This is a genomic window from Anaeromyxobacter sp. SG64 (assembly GCF_022690745.1).
Taxonomy (GTDB): domain Bacteria; phylum Myxococcota; class Myxococcia; order Myxococcales; family Anaeromyxobacteraceae; genus Anaeromyxobacter; species Anaeromyxobacter soli.
Map to the genome: position 1 here is coordinate 23,971 of NZ_JALCZB010000036.1, position 20,035 is coordinate 44,005.

General features: G+C 74.5%; 13 protein-coding genes. 5 read left to right on the forward strand and 8 right to left on the reverse strand.

The window, feature by feature from the left end; all coding sequences use genetic code 11:
* Positions 1 to 302: 302 nt before the first annotated feature.
* Complete coding sequence (locus MNZ29_RS12610) at positions 303 to 2,294, reverse strand: sigma-54-dependent Fis family transcriptional regulator (protein WP_242355459.1); 1,992 nt, start codon at positions 2,292 to 2,294, stop codon at positions 303 to 305.
* Between the two features lie 183 nt (positions 2,295 to 2,477).
* On the opposite strand from MNZ29_RS12610, the gene MNZ29_RS12615 reads away from it, so the two are divergent.
* The 3 genes from MNZ29_RS12615 to MNZ29_RS12625 all read left to right on the forward strand — a co-directional run bounded on the left by MNZ29_RS12615 (position 2,478) and on the right by MNZ29_RS12625 (position 6,361).
* Positions 2,478 to 4,457: a Cache 3/Cache 2 fusion domain-containing protein gene (locus MNZ29_RS12615; RefSeq protein ID WP_242355461.1), complete on the forward strand. Its 1,980-nt coding sequence runs from the start codon at positions 2,478 to 2,480 to the stop codon at positions 4,455 to 4,457.
* Entirely contained in the window at positions 4,442 to 5,326 is an 885-nt protein-coding gene (gene fdhD / locus MNZ29_RS12620; RefSeq protein ID WP_242355463.1) for a formate dehydrogenase accessory sulfurtransferase FdhD, read from the forward strand. Before MNZ29_RS12615 ends, fdhD begins: the two co-directional genes overlap by 16 nt.
* 147 nt (positions 5,327 to 5,473) lie before the next feature.
* Positions 5,474 to 6,361, forward strand: coding sequence for a universal stress protein (locus tag MNZ29_RS12625; protein ID WP_242355465.1), 888 nt, complete (start codon positions 5,474 to 5,476; stop codon positions 6,359 to 6,361).
* A 62-nt stretch (positions 6,362 to 6,423) separates the two neighbouring features.
* On the opposite strand, the gene map is transcribed toward MNZ29_RS12625, so the two are convergent.
* A complete protein-coding gene (map, locus tag MNZ29_RS12630; RefSeq protein ID WP_242339346.1) occupies positions 6,424 to 7,173 on the reverse strand; it encodes a type I methionyl aminopeptidase in 750 nt (249 codons plus the stop codon).
* Between the two features lie 167 nt (positions 7,174 to 7,340).
* Here map and MNZ29_RS12635 point away from each other — a divergent pair, with 167 nt between their 5' ends.
* The gene (locus MNZ29_RS12635; RefSeq protein ID WP_242339348.1) at positions 7,341 to 7,613 is read left to right on the forward strand and encodes a LysR family transcriptional regulator; all 273 of its coding nucleotides are present in this window, start codon (positions 7,341 to 7,343) and stop codon (positions 7,611 to 7,613) included.
* A gap of 128 nt (positions 7,614 to 7,741) precedes the next feature.
* Here the strand turns inward: MNZ29_RS12635 and MNZ29_RS12640 are convergent, their stop codons facing one another.
* The 6 genes from MNZ29_RS12640 to MNZ29_RS12665 form a co-directional block, all read right to left on the reverse strand.
* Positions 7,742 to 13,471 (reverse strand): CxxxxCH/CxxCH domain-containing protein, encoded by a 5,730-nt coding sequence (locus MNZ29_RS12640; protein ID WP_242355467.1) that lies wholly within the window; start codon positions 13,469 to 13,471, stop codon positions 7,742 to 7,744.
* A 343-nt stretch (positions 13,472 to 13,814) separates the two neighbouring features.
* A complete protein-coding gene (locus tag MNZ29_RS12645) occupies positions 13,815 to 14,774 on the reverse strand; it encodes an aldo/keto reductase (protein WP_242339352.1) in 960 nt (319 codons plus the stop codon).
* A 149-nt stretch (positions 14,775 to 14,923) separates the two neighbouring features.
* Positions 14,924 to 16,546, reverse strand: a complete 1,623-nt coding sequence (locus MNZ29_RS12650; protein ID WP_242339354.1) for a fumarate hydratase — start codon at positions 16,544 to 16,546, stop codon at positions 14,924 to 14,926.
* A gap of 173 nt (positions 16,547 to 16,719) precedes the next feature.
* On the reverse strand, positions 16,720 to 17,148 hold the full coding sequence (locus tag MNZ29_RS12655) for a bacteriohemerythrin (protein ID WP_242339356.1): 429 nt from the start codon (positions 17,146 to 17,148) through the stop codon (positions 16,720 to 16,722).
* A 144-nt stretch (positions 17,149 to 17,292) separates the two neighbouring features.
* Positions 17,293 to 18,783 carry a glycine betaine ABC transporter substrate-binding protein gene (locus tag MNZ29_RS12660; RefSeq protein WP_242339359.1) on the reverse strand — a complete coding sequence of 497 codons (1,491 nt, stop codon included), beginning with the start codon at positions 18,781 to 18,783 and terminating at the stop codon, positions 17,293 to 17,295.
* On the reverse strand, positions 18,783 to 19,559 hold the full coding sequence (locus MNZ29_RS12665; protein WP_242339361.1) for an ATP-binding cassette domain-containing protein: 777 nt from the start codon (positions 19,557 to 19,559) through the stop codon (positions 18,783 to 18,785). Before MNZ29_RS12665 ends, MNZ29_RS12660 begins: the two co-directional genes overlap by 1 nt.
* A gap of 92 nt (positions 19,560 to 19,651) precedes the next feature.
* On the opposite strand from MNZ29_RS12665, the gene MNZ29_RS12670 reads away from it, so the two are divergent.
* Positions 19,652 to 20,035: DUF6496 domain-containing protein (locus MNZ29_RS12670; RefSeq protein WP_242355469.1), on the forward strand; the 384-nt coding region annotated here is incomplete at its 3' end.

The window sequence follows — 20,035 nt, forward strand, 5'->3', positions numbered from 1 at the left end:
GTGTGACATGTCACGCGGACGGTGCGTGACATCATGTTCGAACGGGGGCTGCGCCCCCGCCCCGACGAGCAAGCTCGTCGGGGCCCCACCCCTGCGCGCCGGGTCCCGTGCGCCGCCGAGGGCGAACGCAGGCGCAGCCGGATGAGGCTGCGCCGGAGCGAGCAGGGGGTCCGGGGGGCGCGTCGTGTGCGCCCCCCGGCACGAAGCCGCTTCGCCGCTTCCGCGGCGCCGCCCCGGCGGGCTCGCGTCGCTCGCCTGTGATTCGCGTCACCGACGGTGATCGCGAATCCACGAACTGTCGTTTAGCGCGTGATGCCGAACTTCCGCAGGCGCCGGTAGAGCGTCATCCGCGAGACGCCGAGCGAGGTCGCGGTGCGCGCGATGTTCCAGCCGCACGCGTCGAGCGCGGCGACGAGCTCGTCGCGCTCCGGTCCCTCGCCCTCGCGGACCGGCGGCGCGGGCGGGCGCTCCGCGGCGGGCGCAGGCGCCACCTCGGCGCGGACCGGCGCCGGGAGGCCGCGCACCGGCGCCAGCCGCAGGTCGGCCGGCTCGATGCGAGGTCCCGCGACGACCGCGGCCGCGCGCATGAGCACGTTCTTGAGCTCCCGGACGTTCCCCGGCCAGGGGTGGGCGAGGAGCAGCGCCTTCGAGGCCTCCGACAGCTCGAGCCCGTCGCGGCCCATCCGCTCCTCGGCCTCGCGCAGGAACGCGCGGGCGAGGAGCGGCACGTCCTCGCTCCGCTCGCGCAGGGGCGGGATGTCCACGTGGAGCACGTTGAGGCGGAAGTAGAGGTCCTGGCGGAACCGGCCGGCCTCCACCTGGTCGTACAGGCGCCGGTTGGTCGCGGCCACCACCCGCACGTCCACGCGGCGGGGAGCGCTCCCGCCCAGCCGGACCACCTCGGACTCCTGGACGACGCGCAGGAGCGCCGTCTGCGCCTGGAGCGGGAGCTCGCTGACCTCGTCGAGGAAGAGCGTCCCGCCGTCCGCCTCCTCGAACTTCCCCGCCTTGCCCTCCCGCTGGGCGCCGGTGAACGTCCCGGGCTCGTAGCCGAAGAGCTCCGCCTCGACGAGCGCGGCGGGGATGGCGCCGCAGTTCAGCACCACGAACGGCGCGCCGGCGCGGGCGCCGCCGGCGTGGATGCCGTGCGCGAAGAGCTCCTTCCCCGTCCCGGACTCGCCGTGCAGCACCACGGGGAGATCGTTCCGCGACGCGACCTCGGCGAGCTGGAGCGCCGCGCGCAGCCGCAGCGACTCGCCGAGGATCGCCTCGAGCCCGTAGCGCGTGGTGAGCCGCTGGCGGGCCGCCCCTCGCGCCGCGCGCGGCGCCGCCGGCGCGGGGAGGCGCAGGATCGCGCCCACCGCGCGCCGCTCGTGCGCCACCACGGAGCCGACGGCGCGCCGGCGCTCGTCCCCCGCGCCCGGCCACTCCAGCGTGAGCTCCTCGTCCCGGGAGGCCTCGCCCGCGCGCAGCGCCGCGAGGAGCCGCTCCCGCACCGCGCGCGGGAGCTCGCCGTCGTCGAGCGGGAACCGCCGGCGCGCGGCGTCGTTCTCCGCGATCACGCGCCCGCGCGCGTCGACCGCGACCACCGCCTCGCCCGTGCTCCGGGCCGCGCGCAGCGCGTGGCGCACGAGCTCCTCGCGCACCTCCTGGCGCGCGCGGAGCCGCTCCTCGATGGCCGCCGCGACCGCCGAGGCGACGACGAGCCCGTGCCGCTCCCGGGCGTCCCACGGCCCCGTCACCTGCACGATCGCCGAGATCTCGGCGGAGCCGGGCGCGAGGATCGGCGCCGCGGCGCTCGCCCAGGGGTGCCACGCCTCCACGAAGTGCTCGGACGCGAAGACCTCCACGGCGCGCCGCTCGGCGAGCGCGGTGCCGGCCGCGTTCGTGCCGGCCGCCTCCTCGCGCCAGCTCGCGCCCGGGCAGAGGTTCAGCTCGGCGAGGTGCGCGACGGTCTGCGGATCTCCGCCCACGGACAGGACCGCCCCCTCCGCGTCGAGGAGCACGAGGGCGTGGCCCGCCTCCCCGAGCTGCGCCGCGAACCGGGCGAGCACCGGGCGCGCGAGCTCGAAGGTCTCGTCCTCGCCGCGGCGGCGCAGGACCTCGCCGCTCGCGTCGAGCGGCGCGCGCCGCAACGCCGGGTGCACGGCGTAGAGATCGCGGGAGCGCGTCCACGAGCGCGCGATCTCGGGCCGGACCCCCTCCAGCCCCCCGTCTCGCAGGAAGCGCTCCCACGCACGGTCGAGGCGCCGCCGGAGTGACGAGCGGTCTGTTTCATCCGGGAGCACGAGCATCAGGGCGCACCGACGGCGGCGCGCCTCGCGAGATGGCGCGCTTCGCGGTATATCCCCCCTTACTTACAGGTTTCGCGGACGCGCGGCTCACGAAAGTGCAGCCTTACGCCTGCCCGGACCGCCGCCGTGGCGGCGCGATTCTCGCAGGCGCGGGCTATCCGAGCCCTCACCGGAGGAGACGTGTTGCACAAGCGAACGACGGGCCTCGACCTGCGCCGCAAGATCCTGGTCGTCGCCCTGCTCCCCACCGCGCTGCTCGTCGCCGCGTTCCTCGTCGTGTTCGCCGCGCAGCGCAGCCGCATCGCCGGAGACGTCGAGCTGAGCATGGGCCGCCTCGCCGAGGAGGGCCTCACGCGCGCCGCCCGCGACCTGCGCACGCTGTGCGAGTCCGCCCATCGCGAGCTCTGGCTGCAGGTGCCCCGCAGCCTGCGCGTCGCCCGCGATCAGATGGAGCGCCTCGGCCCCCTCTCCTTCTCCTCCGAGACGGTGCGCTGGACCGCGGTCAACCAGCTCGACCGCAGCGTCGAGGAGGCGGTGCTGCCGAAGCTCCTGCTCGGCGGCGTCTGGGCGGGGCAGAACGCCGAGCCCACCCACCCGAGCCTGCTCGTGGACCGCGTGCGCGAGCTCGTCGGCGCCGAGGCCACGCTGTTCCAGCGGATGAACGAGCGGGGCGACATGCTCCGCGTCGCGACCACGGTGCCGGACGGGAGCGGCCACCGCGCGATCGGCACCTACATCCCCGCCGTCGATCCCGACGGCAAGGCGAACCCCGTCGTCTCGACGGTGCTCCGCGGCGACACGTACCGGGGGCGCGCGCGGGTGCTCGATCGCTGGTACCTCTCGGGCTACGAGCCGATCCGCGACGCGAGCGGCCGCGTCGCGGGGATGCTGTTCATCGGCCTCCGCCAGGACTCCCTCGAGGGCATCCGCGCCGGGGTCGCCGCCTCCCGCATCGGCGAGACGGGCGCGATCTACGCGCTCGGCGCGAGCGGGAACCAGCGCGGCCGCTACCTCATCCCGCCGCCCGGGCACGCCGACGGCGAGGACGCCTGGGACGCGCGGGACGCGGGCGGAGAGCCGTACGTCCAGCGGCTCGTGCGCGCCGCCATGGCGGCGAACGGCGAGACGGTGCGCGTGTCGTTCTCCCGGCCGGAGGGCGCGGGGGCCCGCGAGCGGGTCGCGGCGGTCGCCTACTTCGAGCCGTGGGACTGGGTGATCGTCGCGGAGATGGACCGGGACGAGGCCATCGCGCCGCTGCTCCAGGTCCGCTCCTCGCTCGAGACCTCGGTCGTCACGGTCGGCGGCGTCGCGCTGCTGCTGCTCCTCGCGACCGTCTGGGCGGCGCGCAAGTCGGCGGGCCGGCTCGCCGCTCCGCTCGAGGCCATGGCGGTCGCGGCCGAGCGCATCGCGGAGGGCGACGTCCAGCAGGCGGTCACCTACCGCTCGGGCGACGAGGTCGGGCGGCTCGCCGAGGCGTTCCGCGGGACGATCCGCTACCTGCAGGAGGTCGCCCGCGGCGCGGACGCGCTCGCGAGGGGCGACCTCTCGACCCCGCTCGTGCCGCGCTCCGAGCGCGACGAGCTCACCCGGAGCTTCCAGTCGGCGCAGTCCGAGCTGCGCCGGCTCGTCGAGGAGATGCGGCGGCTGGCCGACGCCGCCGTGGAGGGCCGGCTCGACGCGCGCGCCGATCCGGCGCGCCACCACGGCGACTACCGCAGGGTCGTCGAGGGCGTGAACGCCACGCTCACCACCCTCGTCGGGCACCTCGACGCCATGCCCGCGCCGGCCATGATCGTGGGTCCCGAGTTCGACATCCGGTACATGAACCAGACCGGCGCGAGCCTCCTCGGGCGCACGCAGCAGGAGCTCATCGGGACGAAGTGCTACGACAGCTACCGCAAGGGCGACTGCCGCACGGCGCGCTGCGCCTGCGCCCGCGCGATGGCGGAGGACCGCGAGGTGAGCAGCGAGACGGACGCGCACCCCGAGGGCCTCGACCTCGAGATCCTCTACTCCGCGGTCCCGCTCCGGGACGGCGCGGGGCGCGTGGTGGGCGCGCTCGAGGTCGTGACCGATCAGACCGCGGTGAGGCGCGCCGCGGACGGCCCGGGGAGCGGCGAGAGCGGCGCGGGCCCGGAGTGCCGGCCGTGCCTCGTCCGCTGAAGGACAGGGCGCCGGGCCCGGCGCGGGCGGCGCGCGTCGAGGGGCGCATCGCGGGCACCTCGCTCGTCCGGCCGGGAGACGGCGCCGCGTCGGATCTCGTCGCGCTCGAGGAGCCGCTCGAGGTGCGCATCGCCGGGGAGACGGTCGGGGTGCTGATGCGCACCCCGGGCGACGACCACCGCCTCGCGCTCGGCTTCCTGTTCGCGGAGGGGATCATCGCCTCCGCGAGCGACTTCAGCGCCGTCTACCACTGCGGCCGACCCGGGGACGAGGCGTACGGCAGCGCGATCGAGCTCGCCCCGGCGTCGGGCGCCCGCATCGACTGGGAGCGGCTCGACGGGACCCGGCGCAGCTTCGCCTCGAGCTCCGCCTGCGGCGTCTGCGGGAGGCGCGCCGTCGAGGATCTCGTGGCGGGGCTCATGCCGCCGGACCCCATCGCGCCCGTCCCGGTGGCCCTCGTCGGGGAGAAGATCGCGGCGCTCCGCGAGCACCAGCCGGTGTTCGAGGAGACCGGCGGAACCCACGTCGCCGCGCTCTGGACGCGCGACGGCGCGCTCGTCGCCGCGAACGAGGACGTCGGCCGTCACAACGCCGTCGACAAGGTGATCGGCGCGCTCCTGCTCGCCCGCGCCGAGGCGGCCGCGGGCGCGCAGATCGCCACGCCCGCGCTCCTCACCGTGAGCAGCCGGGCGGGCATGGAGATCGTGCAGAAGGCGGCGCGCGCGCGGGTCCCCATCGTCGCCACCGTGTCGGCGCCGACGTCGCTCGCGATCGAGCTCGCCCGGGCGGCCGGGCTCACGCTCGCCGGCTTCGTCCGCCCCGGACGCATGAACGTGTACGCGGGCGCGGAGCGGCTCTCCGGGCTGTAGCGCTCCCGCGAGGGCCACGCGCGGGCGACCGCCCGCTCCCGGAGCTTCGCACGGCCCCGGATCGCACGCTCCGGTCTGGGCATCGACGCGATCGGGCCGGTCCGCGACAATGGGGGCGCCGCTCGGGACCGGCGGAGGAGCCGGCGCGTGCGCCGGGGGGGCGCCATGAGGTGGATCATCGGCCTGGACCTTCGTCCGCGGAGCCACGGCGCGCTGCACTTCGCGACCTGGCTCACGAAGACGGTCCCGAAGAGCGACGAGCGGTTCATCGCGGTCCACGTGCTCGAGCCGGAGCACCTCCGCGCCGCGCTCAAGTACCACCACCTCGACGAGCTGATCGCGGCGGCGCGCGAGTCGGGCCGGCGCACGCTCGAGCGCGAGGGGGCCGGCGAGCGCGTCCAGGAGCTCGAGATCCTGGAGGGGATGGGCGCCGACGACGGGCTCATCGAGGCGCTCGCGCGCCACGACGCCGACGCCCTGCTCGTCGGCCGCATCGCCGGCCGTTCGGAGGCCGCGCTCGTGCGGCTCGGTCGGGTGGCGCGTCGCCTCCTGCGGCGGCTCCCCGCCCCCGTCGTCGTCGTCCCGCCGGACCTCGAGACCGCCGACATCGGGGGCGGCCCCATCGTCGCGCTGACGCGCCTCGACGAGTCGTCCACCGAGGCCTGCCGGTTCGCCGGGCGGTTCGCCGCGCAGACCGGGCGCCGCCTCGTCCTGCTCCACGTGGTGCCGTACCTCGAGCTGCCGTTCCTCGCGGGCGCGTCGGTCGACGAGATCGCGCGCGAGCAACAGCGCGCCGCCGAGGTCGCGTGCGCGGCGTGGATCGAGCGCCTGCAGCTCCACGTGGACGAGGCCGTGGTCGAGCAGGGCGACGTGCTCGATCGCGCCGACGCGATCGTCGAGGCGCGGGAGGCGCCCCTGCTCGTCGTCGGCGCGTCACGCCGCGTCGCGCTCGACCGGCTCGCGACCCCGAGCCTGGCCCGCGAGCTCGCCGCGACGGCGGCGGTGCCGGTCGCGGTCGTGCCGCCGCGCGCGTGAGGACGCCGAGAAACCGTCCACCGGCAATTCGATTCGCGCCCGGCCGCAGGAGCTCGCGGCGCTCATCCGGTCATCACCTCGCAGCCGTCGCGAGTCACGACGATCGTGTGCTCGAACTGGGCCGAGAGACTTCCATCCGCGGTGACGGCGGTCCATCCGTCGGCCAGCAGCTTCACCTCTGCTCGGCCGAGGTTCACCATCGGCTCGATGGTGATGGCCATCCCTGCCTTCAGCTTCACGCCCTGTCCCCTCGCGCCGACGTGCATCACGAGCGGCGGACCGTGCATCATCTTGCCGATGCCGTGACCGCCGTATTCGCGCACCACGCTGCAGCCTTCTGCTCGCGCGAGCTCTTCGATGGCGGCGCCGACGTCCCCGAGCCGGACGCCATGCCGCACGACCGCCACTCCCGCATCCCGGCAGCGGCGGGCGACCTCGACGATGTGCCGCGCCTCTGCGGAGACCTCGCCGATGCAGAACGTCGCCGAGGTGTCCCCGTGAAAGCCATCCAGGAGCGTGGTCACGTCCACGTTCACGATGTCGCCAGGATGCAGCCGCTCGTCGGTGCGCGGGATGCCGTGACAGACGACCTCGTTCCGGCTCGTGCAGACCGCCGCGGGGAAGCCGTGGAAGCCGAGCTGGCTCGGCTTGCCTCCCCGACGTGCCGTGTCCTCGCGCACCCAGACGTCGATGTCCGCGGTGGCAACTCCCGCGGCGAGTCGCTCGCCCACGTGCGCCAGCGTCGCCGCAGCGGCGTTCCCGGCGCGCCTCATCCGTTCGACTTCTCGTTCGCCCAGAAGCGGGATTCCCATGCTGGCAAGGCTGCCAGCAAGCTGCAGCGGCGATCCAATGCTGTCTCGGTATCGGGTCCGCTGCAGCGGGCTCGAAAATCCGCTTATGGACACGAGCTCCTCTCGAGGACCGGCCCGTGGCCTCGGCGACCTGACACGCAGGCCGACCTTCAGGTACCGTTCCGCTCGTGAGCCTCACGTACATCCAGTCCTTCGTCGCGGTCGCGGAAGAGGGCCACGTCGGTCGCGCTGCCCGGAAGCTTCACCTCACGCAGCCGCCCCTTTCGCGACACATCCTCGCGCTCGAGGATGAGCTCGGAACACGCCTCTTCGAGCGGACGCCGCGCGGGATGAAGCTCCTTCCCGCCGGAGAGGTCCTTCTTTCCCACGCTCGGCGGATCCTCGCGGAGGTCGACATGGCCATCGAGCGCACGAAGGGCGCGGGCACTGGCGGGCGTTGAGGCCGCAGAGCCGACCGGGTCGAGGTCGAGGTCGACGGAAGCCCGCCCCGAGGCGCGCAACGGCGCCGTACCGGGGCAGGCGCCGTCCCCGCCGCGCCGGGGGCTCCGGCGCGGCGGAACGCCCGACGTCACGGGCCGCAGCGCGTCGAGTGGCAGCGGCAGCAGCTCGCGGTCCCCGACGCGGGGCTCACGAGGTACTGCCGGCCCCACACCGGCGCGTCGCCGAGGTGGCAGGCCACCCCGGAGCAGCGCTTCGTCGCCGGGTCGTACGCGGCGCCCGACAGCTCGATGGAGAGCGTCGTGCCGTCGAGGACCGCGCCGGCCGGGACGGCCTCGCAGAACCGCGAGGGCGAGACCCAGTAAGGCCGCGTCGGCGTGTTCGGCGCCGCCGGCAAGCCGGGGAGCGGCGGGAGCGCGGTGCGCGGGTCGAACACGACGTCGCGCCGGCCGTTCACGTGCGTGAGCGGCAGCACCTTGCCCCGCGCGACCGGGGCACCGCCGGCGACGTGGCAGGTCCCGCACTGGGTCGCCTTCCAGCGCGGATCCGCGAGCCGGGCGGGATCGCCGCCCGCGAGCACGTAGCTCCCGGTCGTGTCGAGCCAGTAGAAGCGAGAGGGCCCCGTCGCCGTGGGATCGGTCGTCGCGTAGTGGCAGGTCTGGCAGGTGACGGGCGCCGCCGCCTCGCCGGCCACGGCGCTGCCGTGCTTGCTCGCGTGCGCCGGGCCGCCGAGACCGACGTAGTGGCCGAACTCGCGCCCCTGCTCGGTGAGGCCGATGTGGGCGTTCGCGTCGAGGGCGCCGGCGCCGCCGGAGGCGTAGCTCGGCGGGTTGCCGTGGCAGCCGTCGCACCCGAGCGCCGCGCCGGAGGTCCAGGCCGGCGCCGTCGCGTACGCGGGGAGCGCCTGGCCCGACGAGTGGCAGTAGACGCCGCTGCACCGGCCGGTGGCCGCGTCGTACACGGCGTCCGGCGCGTTCCGCGCGCGCAGGGAGTCGGTCGCCGCGCCCGCCGGCGTGAGCTCCACCTCGACCTTCAGGTCCATGTGCTTCGCCGCGTCGAGCGGGTGGCAGTTGCCGCAGCCGAACTGGTAGCCCGAGGCGCCGCCCGGCGCGTAGGCCTCCAGGATGCGGAGATCGCCGTACTGGGGCACGTCCGGCGTCGGGAACGCCGCGTGGGCGAGGTGGGCGCCGTTGGCGGGCGGGACCCCGTGGCAGGCGCCGCACTTGCCCGTCGCGTCGAGCTTGCCGTCGATGTGATGTCCGCCCTCGACGTCGATCGAGCCGTCGGGCTTCACGGTGTCGGGGTGACAGCCTGCGCATCCGGTGGGGGAGGAGGTCGGGTGCGGCGCGGGCGGCGGCGCACCGTGGCAGGTGCCGCAGGCAGCCTGCGTGCCGTCGACCTTCGTCCAGAGCGGGGTCGTGTTCTTGCCGCCCGCGGCGAGCGTCTGGCCGTGGCAGTAGTTCGTGCACGTGAGGGCGCTCGGGTCGAAGCCCGCGATCGCCTCCCCCGCCGTGGCGAGCGGGCCCCACGCGAGGTCGACCGTGCCGTTCGAGTGGATCGTCTCGGTGGGCACGACGTGGCAGTCGCTGCACCTCAGCGCCTTGCGCAGCGTGCCGTCCCGCACGTGCGCCTGGTGCGCGCCGACCGCGCGGGCGGTGGTCGCCGTCTCGAGGTGCGTGCCGATCGGCGGCGCGGGGTTGTCCGTCGAGCCGTGGCAGGAGCTGCACGTCATGCCGGCCACGTCGACGTTTCCGTCGATGTGGCGGCCGCCGGCCACGTCGATCGTGCCGTCGATCGCGACGGTGAGCGGGTGGCAGGAGTTGCAGAGCGGGTTGTCCGGGTGGTTCGTGGTCGGCGGGCTCCCGTGGCAGGTGCCGCACACGGCCTGCGTCCCGTCCACCTTCGTCCAGGTCGGCGTCACGAGCGAGCCGCCCGCGGCGAGCGTCTGGCCGTGGCAGTAGTTCGTGCACGTGAGCGTCGTCGCGTCGAAGCGCGGGACCGCGCCGTTCTTCGAGGCCAGCGTCCCCCAGGTCAGGTCGGCCGTGCCGTTCCGGTGCGTCGCGTCGGAGAACTGATGGCACGCGTCGCAGGTCATCGCCTGGAAGAGCGCGCCCTCGCGTACGTGCGCCTGGTGCGCGCCCACGGCCCGTGCCGTGGTCGCCGTCTCGCCCTTCGTGCCCACCGGAGGCGCAGGGTTCGCGTCCGAGCCGTGGCACAGGCTGCATCCGCCCGAAACCTGGATCGCGCCGTCGATGTGCCGCCCGCCGGCCACCTTGATGGTGCCGTCCGGGTTCACCGTGTCCGGGTGGCAGGCCGCGCAGTCCGCGCTCTGCGGGTGATTGCCCGCAGGCGGAGCGCCGTGGCAGGTGCCGCAGGCAGCCTGCGTCCCGTCCACCTTCGTCCAGGTCGGGGTCGTGTTCTTGCCGTCTGCGGCGAGCGTCTGCCCGTGGCAGTAGTTCGTGCACGTGAGGGTCGTCGCGTCGAAGCGCGGGACCGCACCGTTCTTCGAGGCCAGCGTTCCCCAGGTGAGGTCGGCCGTGCCGTTCCGGTGCGTAGTGTCGGAGAACTGATGGCATGCGTCGCAGGTCATCGCCTGGAAGAGCGCGCCCTCACGCACGTGCGCCTGGTGCGCGCCGACGGCGCGCGAGGTGGTCGCCGTCTCGCCCTTCGTGCCCACCGGCGGCGCCGGGTTCGCATCCGAACCGTGGCACAGGCTGCACCCGCCCGAAACCTGGACCGCGCCGTCGATGTGCCGTCCGCCGGCCACGTTGATCGTGCCGTCCGGGTTCACCGTGTCCGGGTGACACGCCGCGCAGTCCGCGCTCTGCGGGTGATTGCCGGCAGGCGGAGCGCCGTGGCAGGTGCCGCACGCCGCCTGCGTACCGTCCACCTTCGTCCAGGTCGGGGTCGTGTTCTTGCCGTCCGCGCCCAGCGTCTGCCCGTGGCAGTAGTTCGTGCACGTGAGGGTCGTCGCGTCGAAGCGCGGGACCGCACCGTTCTTCGAGGCCAGCGTCCCCCAGGTCAGGTCGGCCGTGCCGTTCCGGTGCGTCGCGTCGGAGAACTGGTGGCAGGCGTCGCAGGTCATCGCCTGGAAAAGCGCGCCCTCACGCACGTGCGCCTGGTGCGCGCCCACGGCCCGTGCCGTGGTGGCCGTCTCGCCCTTCGTGCCCACCGGCGGCGCCGGGTTCGCGTCCGAGCCGTGGCACAGGCTGCATCCGCCCGAAACCTGGATCGCGCCGTCGATGTGCCGCCCGCCGGCCACGTTGATCGTGCCGTCCGGGTTCACCGTGTCCGGATGACACGCCGCGCAGTCCGCGCTCTGCGGGTGATTGCCGCTCGGCGGCGCCCCGTGGCAGGTGCCGCACGCCGCCTGCGTCCCGTCTACCTTCGTCCAGGTCGGGGCGGTGTTCTTGCCGCCCGCGGCGAGCGTCTGGCCGTGGCAGTAGTTCGTGCACGTGAGGGTCGTCGCGTCGAAGCGCGGGACCGCACCGTTCTTCGAGGCCAGCGTTCCCCAGGTGAGGTCGGCCGTGCCGTTCCGGTGCGTCGCGTCGGAGAACTGGTGGCACGCGTCGCAGGTCATCGCCTGGAAGAGCGCGCCCTCGCGCACGTGCGCCTGGTGCGCGCCCACGGCCCGTGCCGTGGTCGCCGTCTCGCCCTTCGTGCCCACCGGCGGCGCCGGGTTCGCATCCGAGCCGTGGCACAGGCTGCACCCGCCCGCCACCTGCACCGTGCCGTCGATGTGCCGCCCGCCGGCCACGTTGATCGTGCCGTCCGGGTTCACCGTGTCCGGGTGACACGCCGCGCAGTCCGCGCTCTGCGGGTGATTGCCGCTCGGCGGGGCGCCGTGGCACGAGCCGCAGGGGGTCGGGCTCGTGGACACGACGGTCCACGTCGGCACCGTGGCATTCCCGCCCGCCCCGAGCGTCGCGCCGTGGCAATAGGTCGAGCTGCAGGTCGCGCCGTTCCAGACCGGCGTCGTGCCTCGCGAGCCCAGGCCCGTGAACGGCATCGAGACGGTGCCGTTCGCGTGCTCGGTTCCGAGATCCGTCACGAGCGCGTGGCAGTCGCTGCACGCGAACGCCTTGCGGATCGCGCCGTCCACCACGTGCTTCTGGTGCGCGCCCACCGGCCGCTGGGTCGTCAGCGTCTCGCCGCGCGTGCCGAACGGCGGCGCTGGGTTGACGCCCTGCCTGCCGTGGCAGGCCGTGCAGCTTCCGCGGCCCTCCACCTGCACGATGCCGTCGATGTGCTGGCCGCCGGCGACGTCGATGCCGCCCGTCGCGAGCACGGTCCCCGGATGGCAGCGCGCGCAGTCGGTGGCCTGCGGGTGCGGCAACGGAGGCGGCGCGCCGTGGCAGGCGTTGCACGCGGTCGGGCCGTCGGACACGGCCGTCCAGACCGGCGCCTTCGCCGTGCCGCCCCCGAGCGCGAGCGTCGCGCCGTGGCAGTAGGTCGAGCTGCAGGTCCCGCTGGCGCGGGTCCACTCCGGGGCGGTTCCCTTCGCGGCGAGCGCGCCCCAGGCGAGGTCCACGGCGCCGTTCGAGTGCAGCGGCACGGTCGGCTCGACGTGGCACTCGGCGCAGCCCACGGCCTTGCGAATGCTTCCGTCGCGCACGTGCTTCTGGTGCGCGCCGACGGCGAGCTCGGAGGTGGCGGTCTCCCCGTGCGTGCCCGCGGGAGGCGCGGCGTTCACGCCGTCCGTGCCGTGGCACATCGTGCAGGTGAGCGGCGCGAGGTCGAGGTGCCCGTCGATGTGCTTGCCGCCGGCGACGTCGATGGCCGAGCCGTCGGCGGTCAACGTGCCGGGGTGGCAGCGGCCGCAGTCGGTCCGCTGCGGGTGCGGCAGCGGCGGAGGCGCGGCGTGGCACGCGCCACACGAGGCCTGCCCCTCGCCGACCCGGGTCCACACGGGCGCGGTGAGCTGGCCGCCGCCGAAGGACAGCGTCGCGCCGTGGCAGTAGGTCGCGGCGCACGTCGCGGTCGCGGGGCTGAACGACGGGCTCGCGCCGTCCGCGGTCGCGAGCGCGCCCCAGGTGAGCTCTGCGACGCCGTTGGCGTGGAGCGCCGCGGTGGGAACGACGTGGCAGTCCGTGCAGCCGAGGCGCGCGCGGACCGCGCCGTCCCGCAGGTGCGCCTGGTGCGCGCCGACCGCGAGGCTCGTCGTGGCGGTCTCGCCGGCGGTCCCGATGGGGGGAGCCGCGCTGGTCGCCGAGCCGTGGCACGTGTTGCACTCGAGCGCCTTCACGTCGACCTTGCCGTCCACGTGCGTGGCGGCGACCACGGACGAGGCGGTGTAGCCGAGGTGGCAGCGCCCGCAGTCGGGGTTCTGCACGTGGGGTGGCGGCGGAGGGAGCCCGTGGCACGCCCCGCAGGCAGCCTCGGAGGCGCCGCGGTTCCAGACGGGCGCCACGTGAGCGCCGCCGCCCATCGTCCCGCCGTGGCAGTAGGTGCCGCTGCAGGTCGCGGTCTCGCGGGTCCAGCGGGGTGACGCGCCGCCCATGACCGCGACCGCGCCGAAGGTCACCTTCTCCCGGCCGTTGTCGATGTGGCCGGGCGCGTCGACCGTCTGCGGGACGACGTGGCACGCGGAGCACGCGATCGGAGCGTGCAGCGGGCCGCCGCGCACGTGGACCTGGTGCGCGCCCACGACGGGGTCGCTGGCGTCGCGACCGCCCGTGACCGACAGCGGAGGCGCCGCGTTGTCGGCGCTGCCGTGGCAGCGCGAGCAGGTCGCGGGGTCGGGATCACCGTGGACGCTCCGCTCGTTACCGCAGGCGAGCGGACCGGCCGAGATCGCGGCGACGCACAGCAGCAGCGCAGGTAGGCGCGGCGGCGCCAACGAACCCAGTCCGGACTGCATGACGGAACCCTCCCCTACTCGTAGGATCCGGAACTTAGGTGCTGTCGCAAGATCTCAGGTGACTGCGATCAAGCGACGTGCCGGACGGATGGGGGCTTCCCCCTCCGGCATTGCGCTTCACGGCGCGCACGACGGTATGCGCGCGCGCCTCGCGCATGCCCCTCACTCTTGCTTGCTGTGGATCAACACGCCTCGCGGTGCCCGGGTGTGCGCGCCAGCGCGCTCCCGGGGTCGAGCAGTCTCCGAGGGCGCCTGGAGGCGGGATTCACGAATCGTGTTTTCCGCGAGGACGAGGTCGAGGTCGCCTTGACGGCCACCGTCCTGCGGGCCGGGGTGGGCGGCGCTACGGGTTCTCGAGCAGGAAGCGCTCGATCTCGCCGACGTCCTCGTTCGTGAGCGCGAGGTCCGCGGCCGCGACGAAGCCGTCCACCTGCTCCGCGCTGCGGGCGCCGACGATCGCGCCGGTGACGGCGGGGTGCAGCAGCGTCCACGCGACCGCCGCGGCCGCGGCGGTGGTGCCGTGTCTCGCGCCGATCCGGCCGAGCAGGCCCTGCAGCGCGAGGTTGCGCGAGAGCCGCGGTTCCTGGAAGTCGGGGTTGCGCCGGCGCCAGTCGTCCTCCGGGAACGCCTCGACGCGGGCGCGCGTCATCTTCCCGGTGAGGAGGCCCGCGCCCATCGGCGAGTAGGCGATGACGCCGATGCCGTCCTCGCGGCAACAGGGCAGGAGATCCTGCTCGACGTCGCGGTGGAGGAGCGAGTAGCGCGGCTGGACCGACGTGACCGGCGCAACGTCGCAGGCGCGGCGGAGCTGCTCGCAGTCGTAGTTCGAGACGCCGACGAAGCGGACCTTCCCCTCCTGCTTCAGCGCCGCGAGGGTGGACCAGCCCTCGTCCATCTCCGCCGGATCCTGGACCGGCCAGTGGATCTGGTAGAGGTCGATCGCGTCCACGCGGAGGCGCCGCAGGCTCGCCTCGCACTCGCGCCGGACGGAGTCGGCGCGCAGCGAGCGGCCGATCTTCCCGCGCTCGTCCCATACCATCGAGCACTTCGTGAAGACGTACGGCCGGCGCGCCACGCCCTCGAGCGCGCGCGCGACGACCTCCTCGGAGTGGCCGAGGCCGTACACCGCCGCGGTGTCGATCCAGTTCACGCCGCGGTCGAGCGCGCGGCGGATGGCGGCGATGGAGGCGGCGTCGTCCTGGGGCCCCCAGGCGAACTCCCACTGGCCGCCGCCCACCGCCCAGGCCCCGAAGCCGAGCACCGTGACGTCGAGGTCCGAGCTGCCGAGGCGACGGGTCTTCATGCGCGCTCCCGCAAGAGGGTCCGCGCATGTTGATGACGGAGCCGGGCCGCGGCTGTCACGCGCCCGGGTGGAGCGCGCGCCTGGAGCGGGCAGCCCGGCAGGCGGCGCGGGCCGGAGCGCTCCGGCCCGCCCGCCGCGGGATCAGCAGGTCAGCAGCCGAGCTTCTTGAAGAAGTCGTTCCCCTTGTCGTCGACGAGGATGAAAGCCGGGAAGTTCTCGACCTGGATCTTCCAGACCGCCTCCATGCCCAGCTCGGGGAAGTCGATGCACTCGACCTTCTTGATGTTCTCCTCGGCGAGCACCGCGGCGGGGCCGCCGATGGAGCCGAGGTAGAACCCGCCGTGCTTCTTGCAGGCGTCGGTGACCTGCTGGCTGCGGTTGCCCTTCGCGATCATCACCATCGACGCGCCGTGCGACTGCAGCAGGTCGACGTACGAGTCCATGCGCCCCGCCGTCGTCGGGCCGAACGAGCCGGACGGCTTGCCCGGCGGGGTCTTCGCCGGGCCGGCGTAGTAGACGGGGTGGTTCTTCAGGTACTCGGGCACGCCCTTGCCCTGATCGATGAGCTCCTTGAACTTCGCGTGCGCGATGTCGCGCGCGACGACGAGCGTGCCGGTGAGGAGGAGCGGCGTCGAGACCGGGTGCTTCGTCAGCTCGGCCAGGATCTCCTTCATCGGGCGGTTCAGGTCGACCTTCACGCCGTGCTCGTGCTTGCCCTTCTTGTACTCGAGCGGGATCAGCCGCTCCGGGGCGTGATCGAGCTCCTCGATCCAGACGCCCTCCTTGTTGATCTTGGCCTTCACGTTCCGGTCGGCGGAGCAGGAGACGGCCATCGCCACCGGGCAGGACGCGCCGTGGCGCGGCAGGCGCACGACGCGGACGTCGTGGGCGAAGTACTTGCCGCCGAACTGCGCGCCGATGCCGAGCCCGTTCGCCGCCTCGAGCAGCTTCGCCTCGAGCTCGGTGTCGCGGAACGCCACGCCGTGCTCGTTGCCCTTCGTCGGCAGCCCGTCGTAGTAGCGCGTCGACGCGAGCTTCACCGTCTTGAGGCACTGATCGGCGGAGGTGCCGCCGACGACCACCGCGATGTGGTACGGCGGGCAGGCCGCCGTGCCGAGGTGGCGCATCTTGTCGACGAGGAACTTCTCGAGCTTCTCGGGCGTGAGGAGCGCCTTCGTCTCCTGCCAGAGCTGGGTCTTGTTGGCCGAGCCGCCGCCCTTGGTGACGAAGAGGAACTTGTACTCGGCGCCGTCGGTCGCGTAGAGGTCGATCTGCGCGGGCAGGTTCGTGCCCGTGTTGACCTCCTTGTACATGTCGAGCGCGGCCGTCTGGGAGTAGCGCAGGTTCTCGGTGGTGTACGTGGCGTAGACGCCCTTCGAGAGCCACTCCTCGTCCTTCGCGCCGGTCCAGACCTGCTGGCCCTTCTTCGCGACGATCGTCGCGGTGCCGGTGTCCTGGCAGATGGGCAGCTCGCCGCGCGCGGCGATCTCGGCGTTGCGGAGGAACGCGAGGGCCACGCCCTTGTCGTTCTGCGAGGCCTCGGGGTCGCCGAGGATCTTCGCGACCTGCTCGTTGTGCGAGGGCCGCAGGAAGAACGAGACCTCGCGGATCGCCTCGCGGGCGAGCCGCTCGAGCGTGGACGGCTCGACCTTGAGGACCTCCTTGCCGTCGAAGCTCGCCACCGACACGCCGTCGCGCGTGAGGAGGCGGTACTTCGTCTCGTCCTTCGAGAGCGGGAACGGATCCTGGTATTGGAAAGCTGGGGTCGCCATCGCCTTTCCTTCTCCTTGGGCTGCGGCGTAAGTGCCTGGGCGCAAAAGAGAACCACAGGTCGGCCGCGCGTGTCGACGGCGGCGAGCCCGCACGCGCGCCGCGCAAGCGGACGGCTCGGGTCCAGAAATCGTGCCGGCGCGTCACGATGACGCGTCGCCGGCGGGCCTCGTGATCAGAGGGACCGGGCCCGCGCCGCCACGTAGCCGGCGGTCACCACGTCCATCGAGCCGGTGTGAGAGACGAACCAGCGGGGGACCACCTCGAGCAGGTATCGGCGCAGCCGCGCCGTGTCGCCGCTCCGGCGGTACGCGGACGCCTCGGCGTCCATCTCCGCGAGCACGCGGTCGTGCTCGCTCTTGTGCGGCAGGTACGCGGGGAAGCCGGTCTCCCGCATCACGGCCTCCTCGTGGAGGAAGTGCTCCCGCGTGTGCACCGCGAGGACCGCGAGCCGCTCGAGGATGCTCTCGACCGCACCCTTCCCGTCCCCGTGCGCCGCGAGCGCCAGGCCGAGCTCCTCGAGGAGCCGGAACTCCTCGGCGTGGTCGCGGTTCATGAAGGGGAGCGGCAGGTCGGGAAGCTGGCTCGGGTCGACGTAGGGCATTCGCGGAGGTTCCTCGAGGTGAGCGCCGCCGGCGATATAACCGGCGCTCCCCTGCTCCGCGAGAGGGTGCTGCTCATCCCCGCCCGGGCGGTCGCACGCTCGCGCGCTCCGGGAGGGGCGGCCCACCGACCTCTCGAGCGGGGCTCAGCGAATGGCGCCCGCGGCGCGCGCCCGGCGCAGGCCGCGCGGCACGAGCCAGCGCTCCGCGAGATCGAACAGCGCCTGCGCGGCGAGCGCGAGCAGGGCGGCGGGGATGGCGCCCTCCAGGATGAGGGGCACCGAGGCGAGCCGCACGCCGGTGAGGATCGGCTGTCCGTAGCCGCCGGCCCCGACGAGCGCGCCGAGCGTGGCGGTGCCCACGGCGATCACCGCCGACGTCTTCACGCCCGCCAGGATCGCGGGGGAGGCGAGCGGCAGCTCGACCAGGCGGAGGCGCGCGCCCGGAGGGAGCCCGAGCGCCGCCGCCGACTCGCGCAGCTCGAGCGGGATCCCCGTCAGCCCGGCGTGCGTGTTCCGCACGATGGGCAAGAGGCCGTACAGGAAGAGGGCCGCGACCGCCGGCCGGGCGCCGATGCCGAGGAGCGGGATCATCATCACGAGCAGCGCGAGCGAGGGCACGGTCTGGACGACGCCCACCGCGGCGAGCACGACGCGGCCCACGCCCGGCCGGCGCGCCGCCACGACGCCGAGCGGGACCGCGAGCGCGATGGCGGCGAGGAGCGCCACCGCCACGAGGGCCACGTGCTCGCGCGTCCGGCGGAGCACGCGGGCCGTCCGGCCCTCCTCCTCCGGCGCGGCGGCGACGCCGAGCGTGGCGCGCAGGAACTCGCTCGCGACGCGGGCGGGCGCGACGCCGTCGAGCTCGGCGCGCGCGTTCAGCGCGATCATGGCGGCCGCGTCGATCCGGCCCTCGAGCCGCCGGATCGCCTCGAGCGCCGCGGGCGCGCGCCGCTCGAGGTCGAGGCGGTAGAGGTACACGGCGTCGTAGGGCGGGAAGGCGTGGAGATCGTCCTCGAGCACCACCAGGTCGTGGCGGCGGATCTCGGGGTCGGTCGAGTACAGGTCCGTCACGTCGATCTCGCCGCCCGCGAGCGCCGTGTACGCGACCTCGTGCTCGAGCCCCCGCACGTCGCGCTGCGGCAGCCGGTAGCGCGCGCGCAGCGCCGGCCAGCCGTCCCCGCGGTCCATGAACTCGTTCGTGAAGCCGAGCCGCAGCCGCGGCGAGCGCGCGAGGTCCGACACGCGGGAGATCCCGAGCTCGGCGGCGCGCGCGCGCCGCATCCCCAGCGCGTACGTGTCCTCGAACCCGAGCGAGCGGGTCATGCCGACGCCGCGGGCGGCGAGCGCCGCCCGGAGCGCGGCGGGATCGCCGGCCGGCACCGCGCCGCCGAGGAGCTCGCGCGCGACGGTCCCGGTGTACTCGGGGTAGAGGTCGACGTCCCCACGGACGAGCGCCTCCCAGACGACGCGCGTGCCGCCGAGCGCCGCGCGGTGCTCCGCCGGGACGCCCGCGTCCCGGGCGAGCTCCACGGCCAGCTCGCCCAGCACGAGGGACTCGCCGAACTGCTTCGACCCGACCGTCAGCGAGCCGCCGGTGGCGGCGAGCGCGAGCGCCCCCGCGAGCGCGGCCCCCATCACGGCGCGGCCCCCGCGGGCAGCCCGAGCGCGCGCTGCGCGTGGACGAACCGCGCGACGAACGGATCCGCCGGGGTGCGCACGAGCGCGTCGAGGGATCCGCGCTGGAGGACCCGGCCGTCGCGGAGCAGCACGAGCTCGTGCGCGAAGAAGACGGCCTCGGCGAGGTCGTGCGTGACGAGCAGCACGGTCTTCCCCAGCGAGGCGAAGATCTCGCGCAGGTCGGCCTGGAGGTCGGCGCGCGTGATCGGATCGAGCGCGCCGAGCGGCTCGTCGAGGAGGAGGACCTCCGGCTCGAGGAAGAGCGCCCGCATGAGGCTCACGCGCTGGGCCTGGCCGCCCGAAAGCTCGTGCGGGAAGCGCGCGAGCGCCTCCGCCGGGAAGCGCGTCAGGGCGGCGAGCTCGCCGAGGCGCGCCGCGACGCGCGCCTCCGGCCAGCGGAGGTGGCGCGCGACGAGCGCCGCGTTCCCGCCGGCGGTGAGGTGCGGGAAGAGCCCGCCGCCCTGCACCACGTACCCGAGGCGGCGGCGGGCGGCGTGGTCCTCGGGGCGCAGCGGCGCGCCGCGGAGGCGCACCTCGCCCCGATCGGGCGCGACGAGGCCGAGCACGAGGCGGAGGAGCGTGGACTTCCCCGCGCCGCTCGGACCGATGAGGGCCACGGTGCGGGCCGCGGGCACCGCGAGGGAGACCGGCCCGAGCCCCTCCGCGCCGTACCGCTTGACGACCTCGCGGAGCTCGATGGCCGGTGCACCCTCGGTCGATTGAGCCGCGCGCATCCTGCCGTCCCCGCTAACCGCGGCCGCGCACGCTTCCAGGGCTCTGCCGGGTCGTCGGGGCGTACGCATCGTAGGGGGCGAAGGGGGACGGGATGCCCACGAAGAGCACCACACGGAAGGCGAAGGCGGACCTCCGGGCCGGGAAGCGGCCCTCCACGGCGGCGGGCGAGTTCGTCCGCGAGGAGATGGAGCACATCCGCGAGGGGAAGCATGGGGCCCGCTCGTCGAAGCAGGCGATCGCGATCGGGCTCTCGAAGGCCCGGCGGGCGGGCGTGCCCCTGGCGCCGCCGAAGAAGGGCACGACGAGCGCGCGCACGCGGCGCTCCGCGCAGCGTGACGCCGAGGTGGGACAGGGCAAGCGCAAGCCGCGCGCGCCCTCGCGCCGGAGGAGCGCCGCCGCGAAGGGCGCGCTGAAGCGCGAGGGGCGCGCGGCCGCGTCGAAGCGGTCGCTGTCCGCGCAGGCGAAGCGCGCGGCG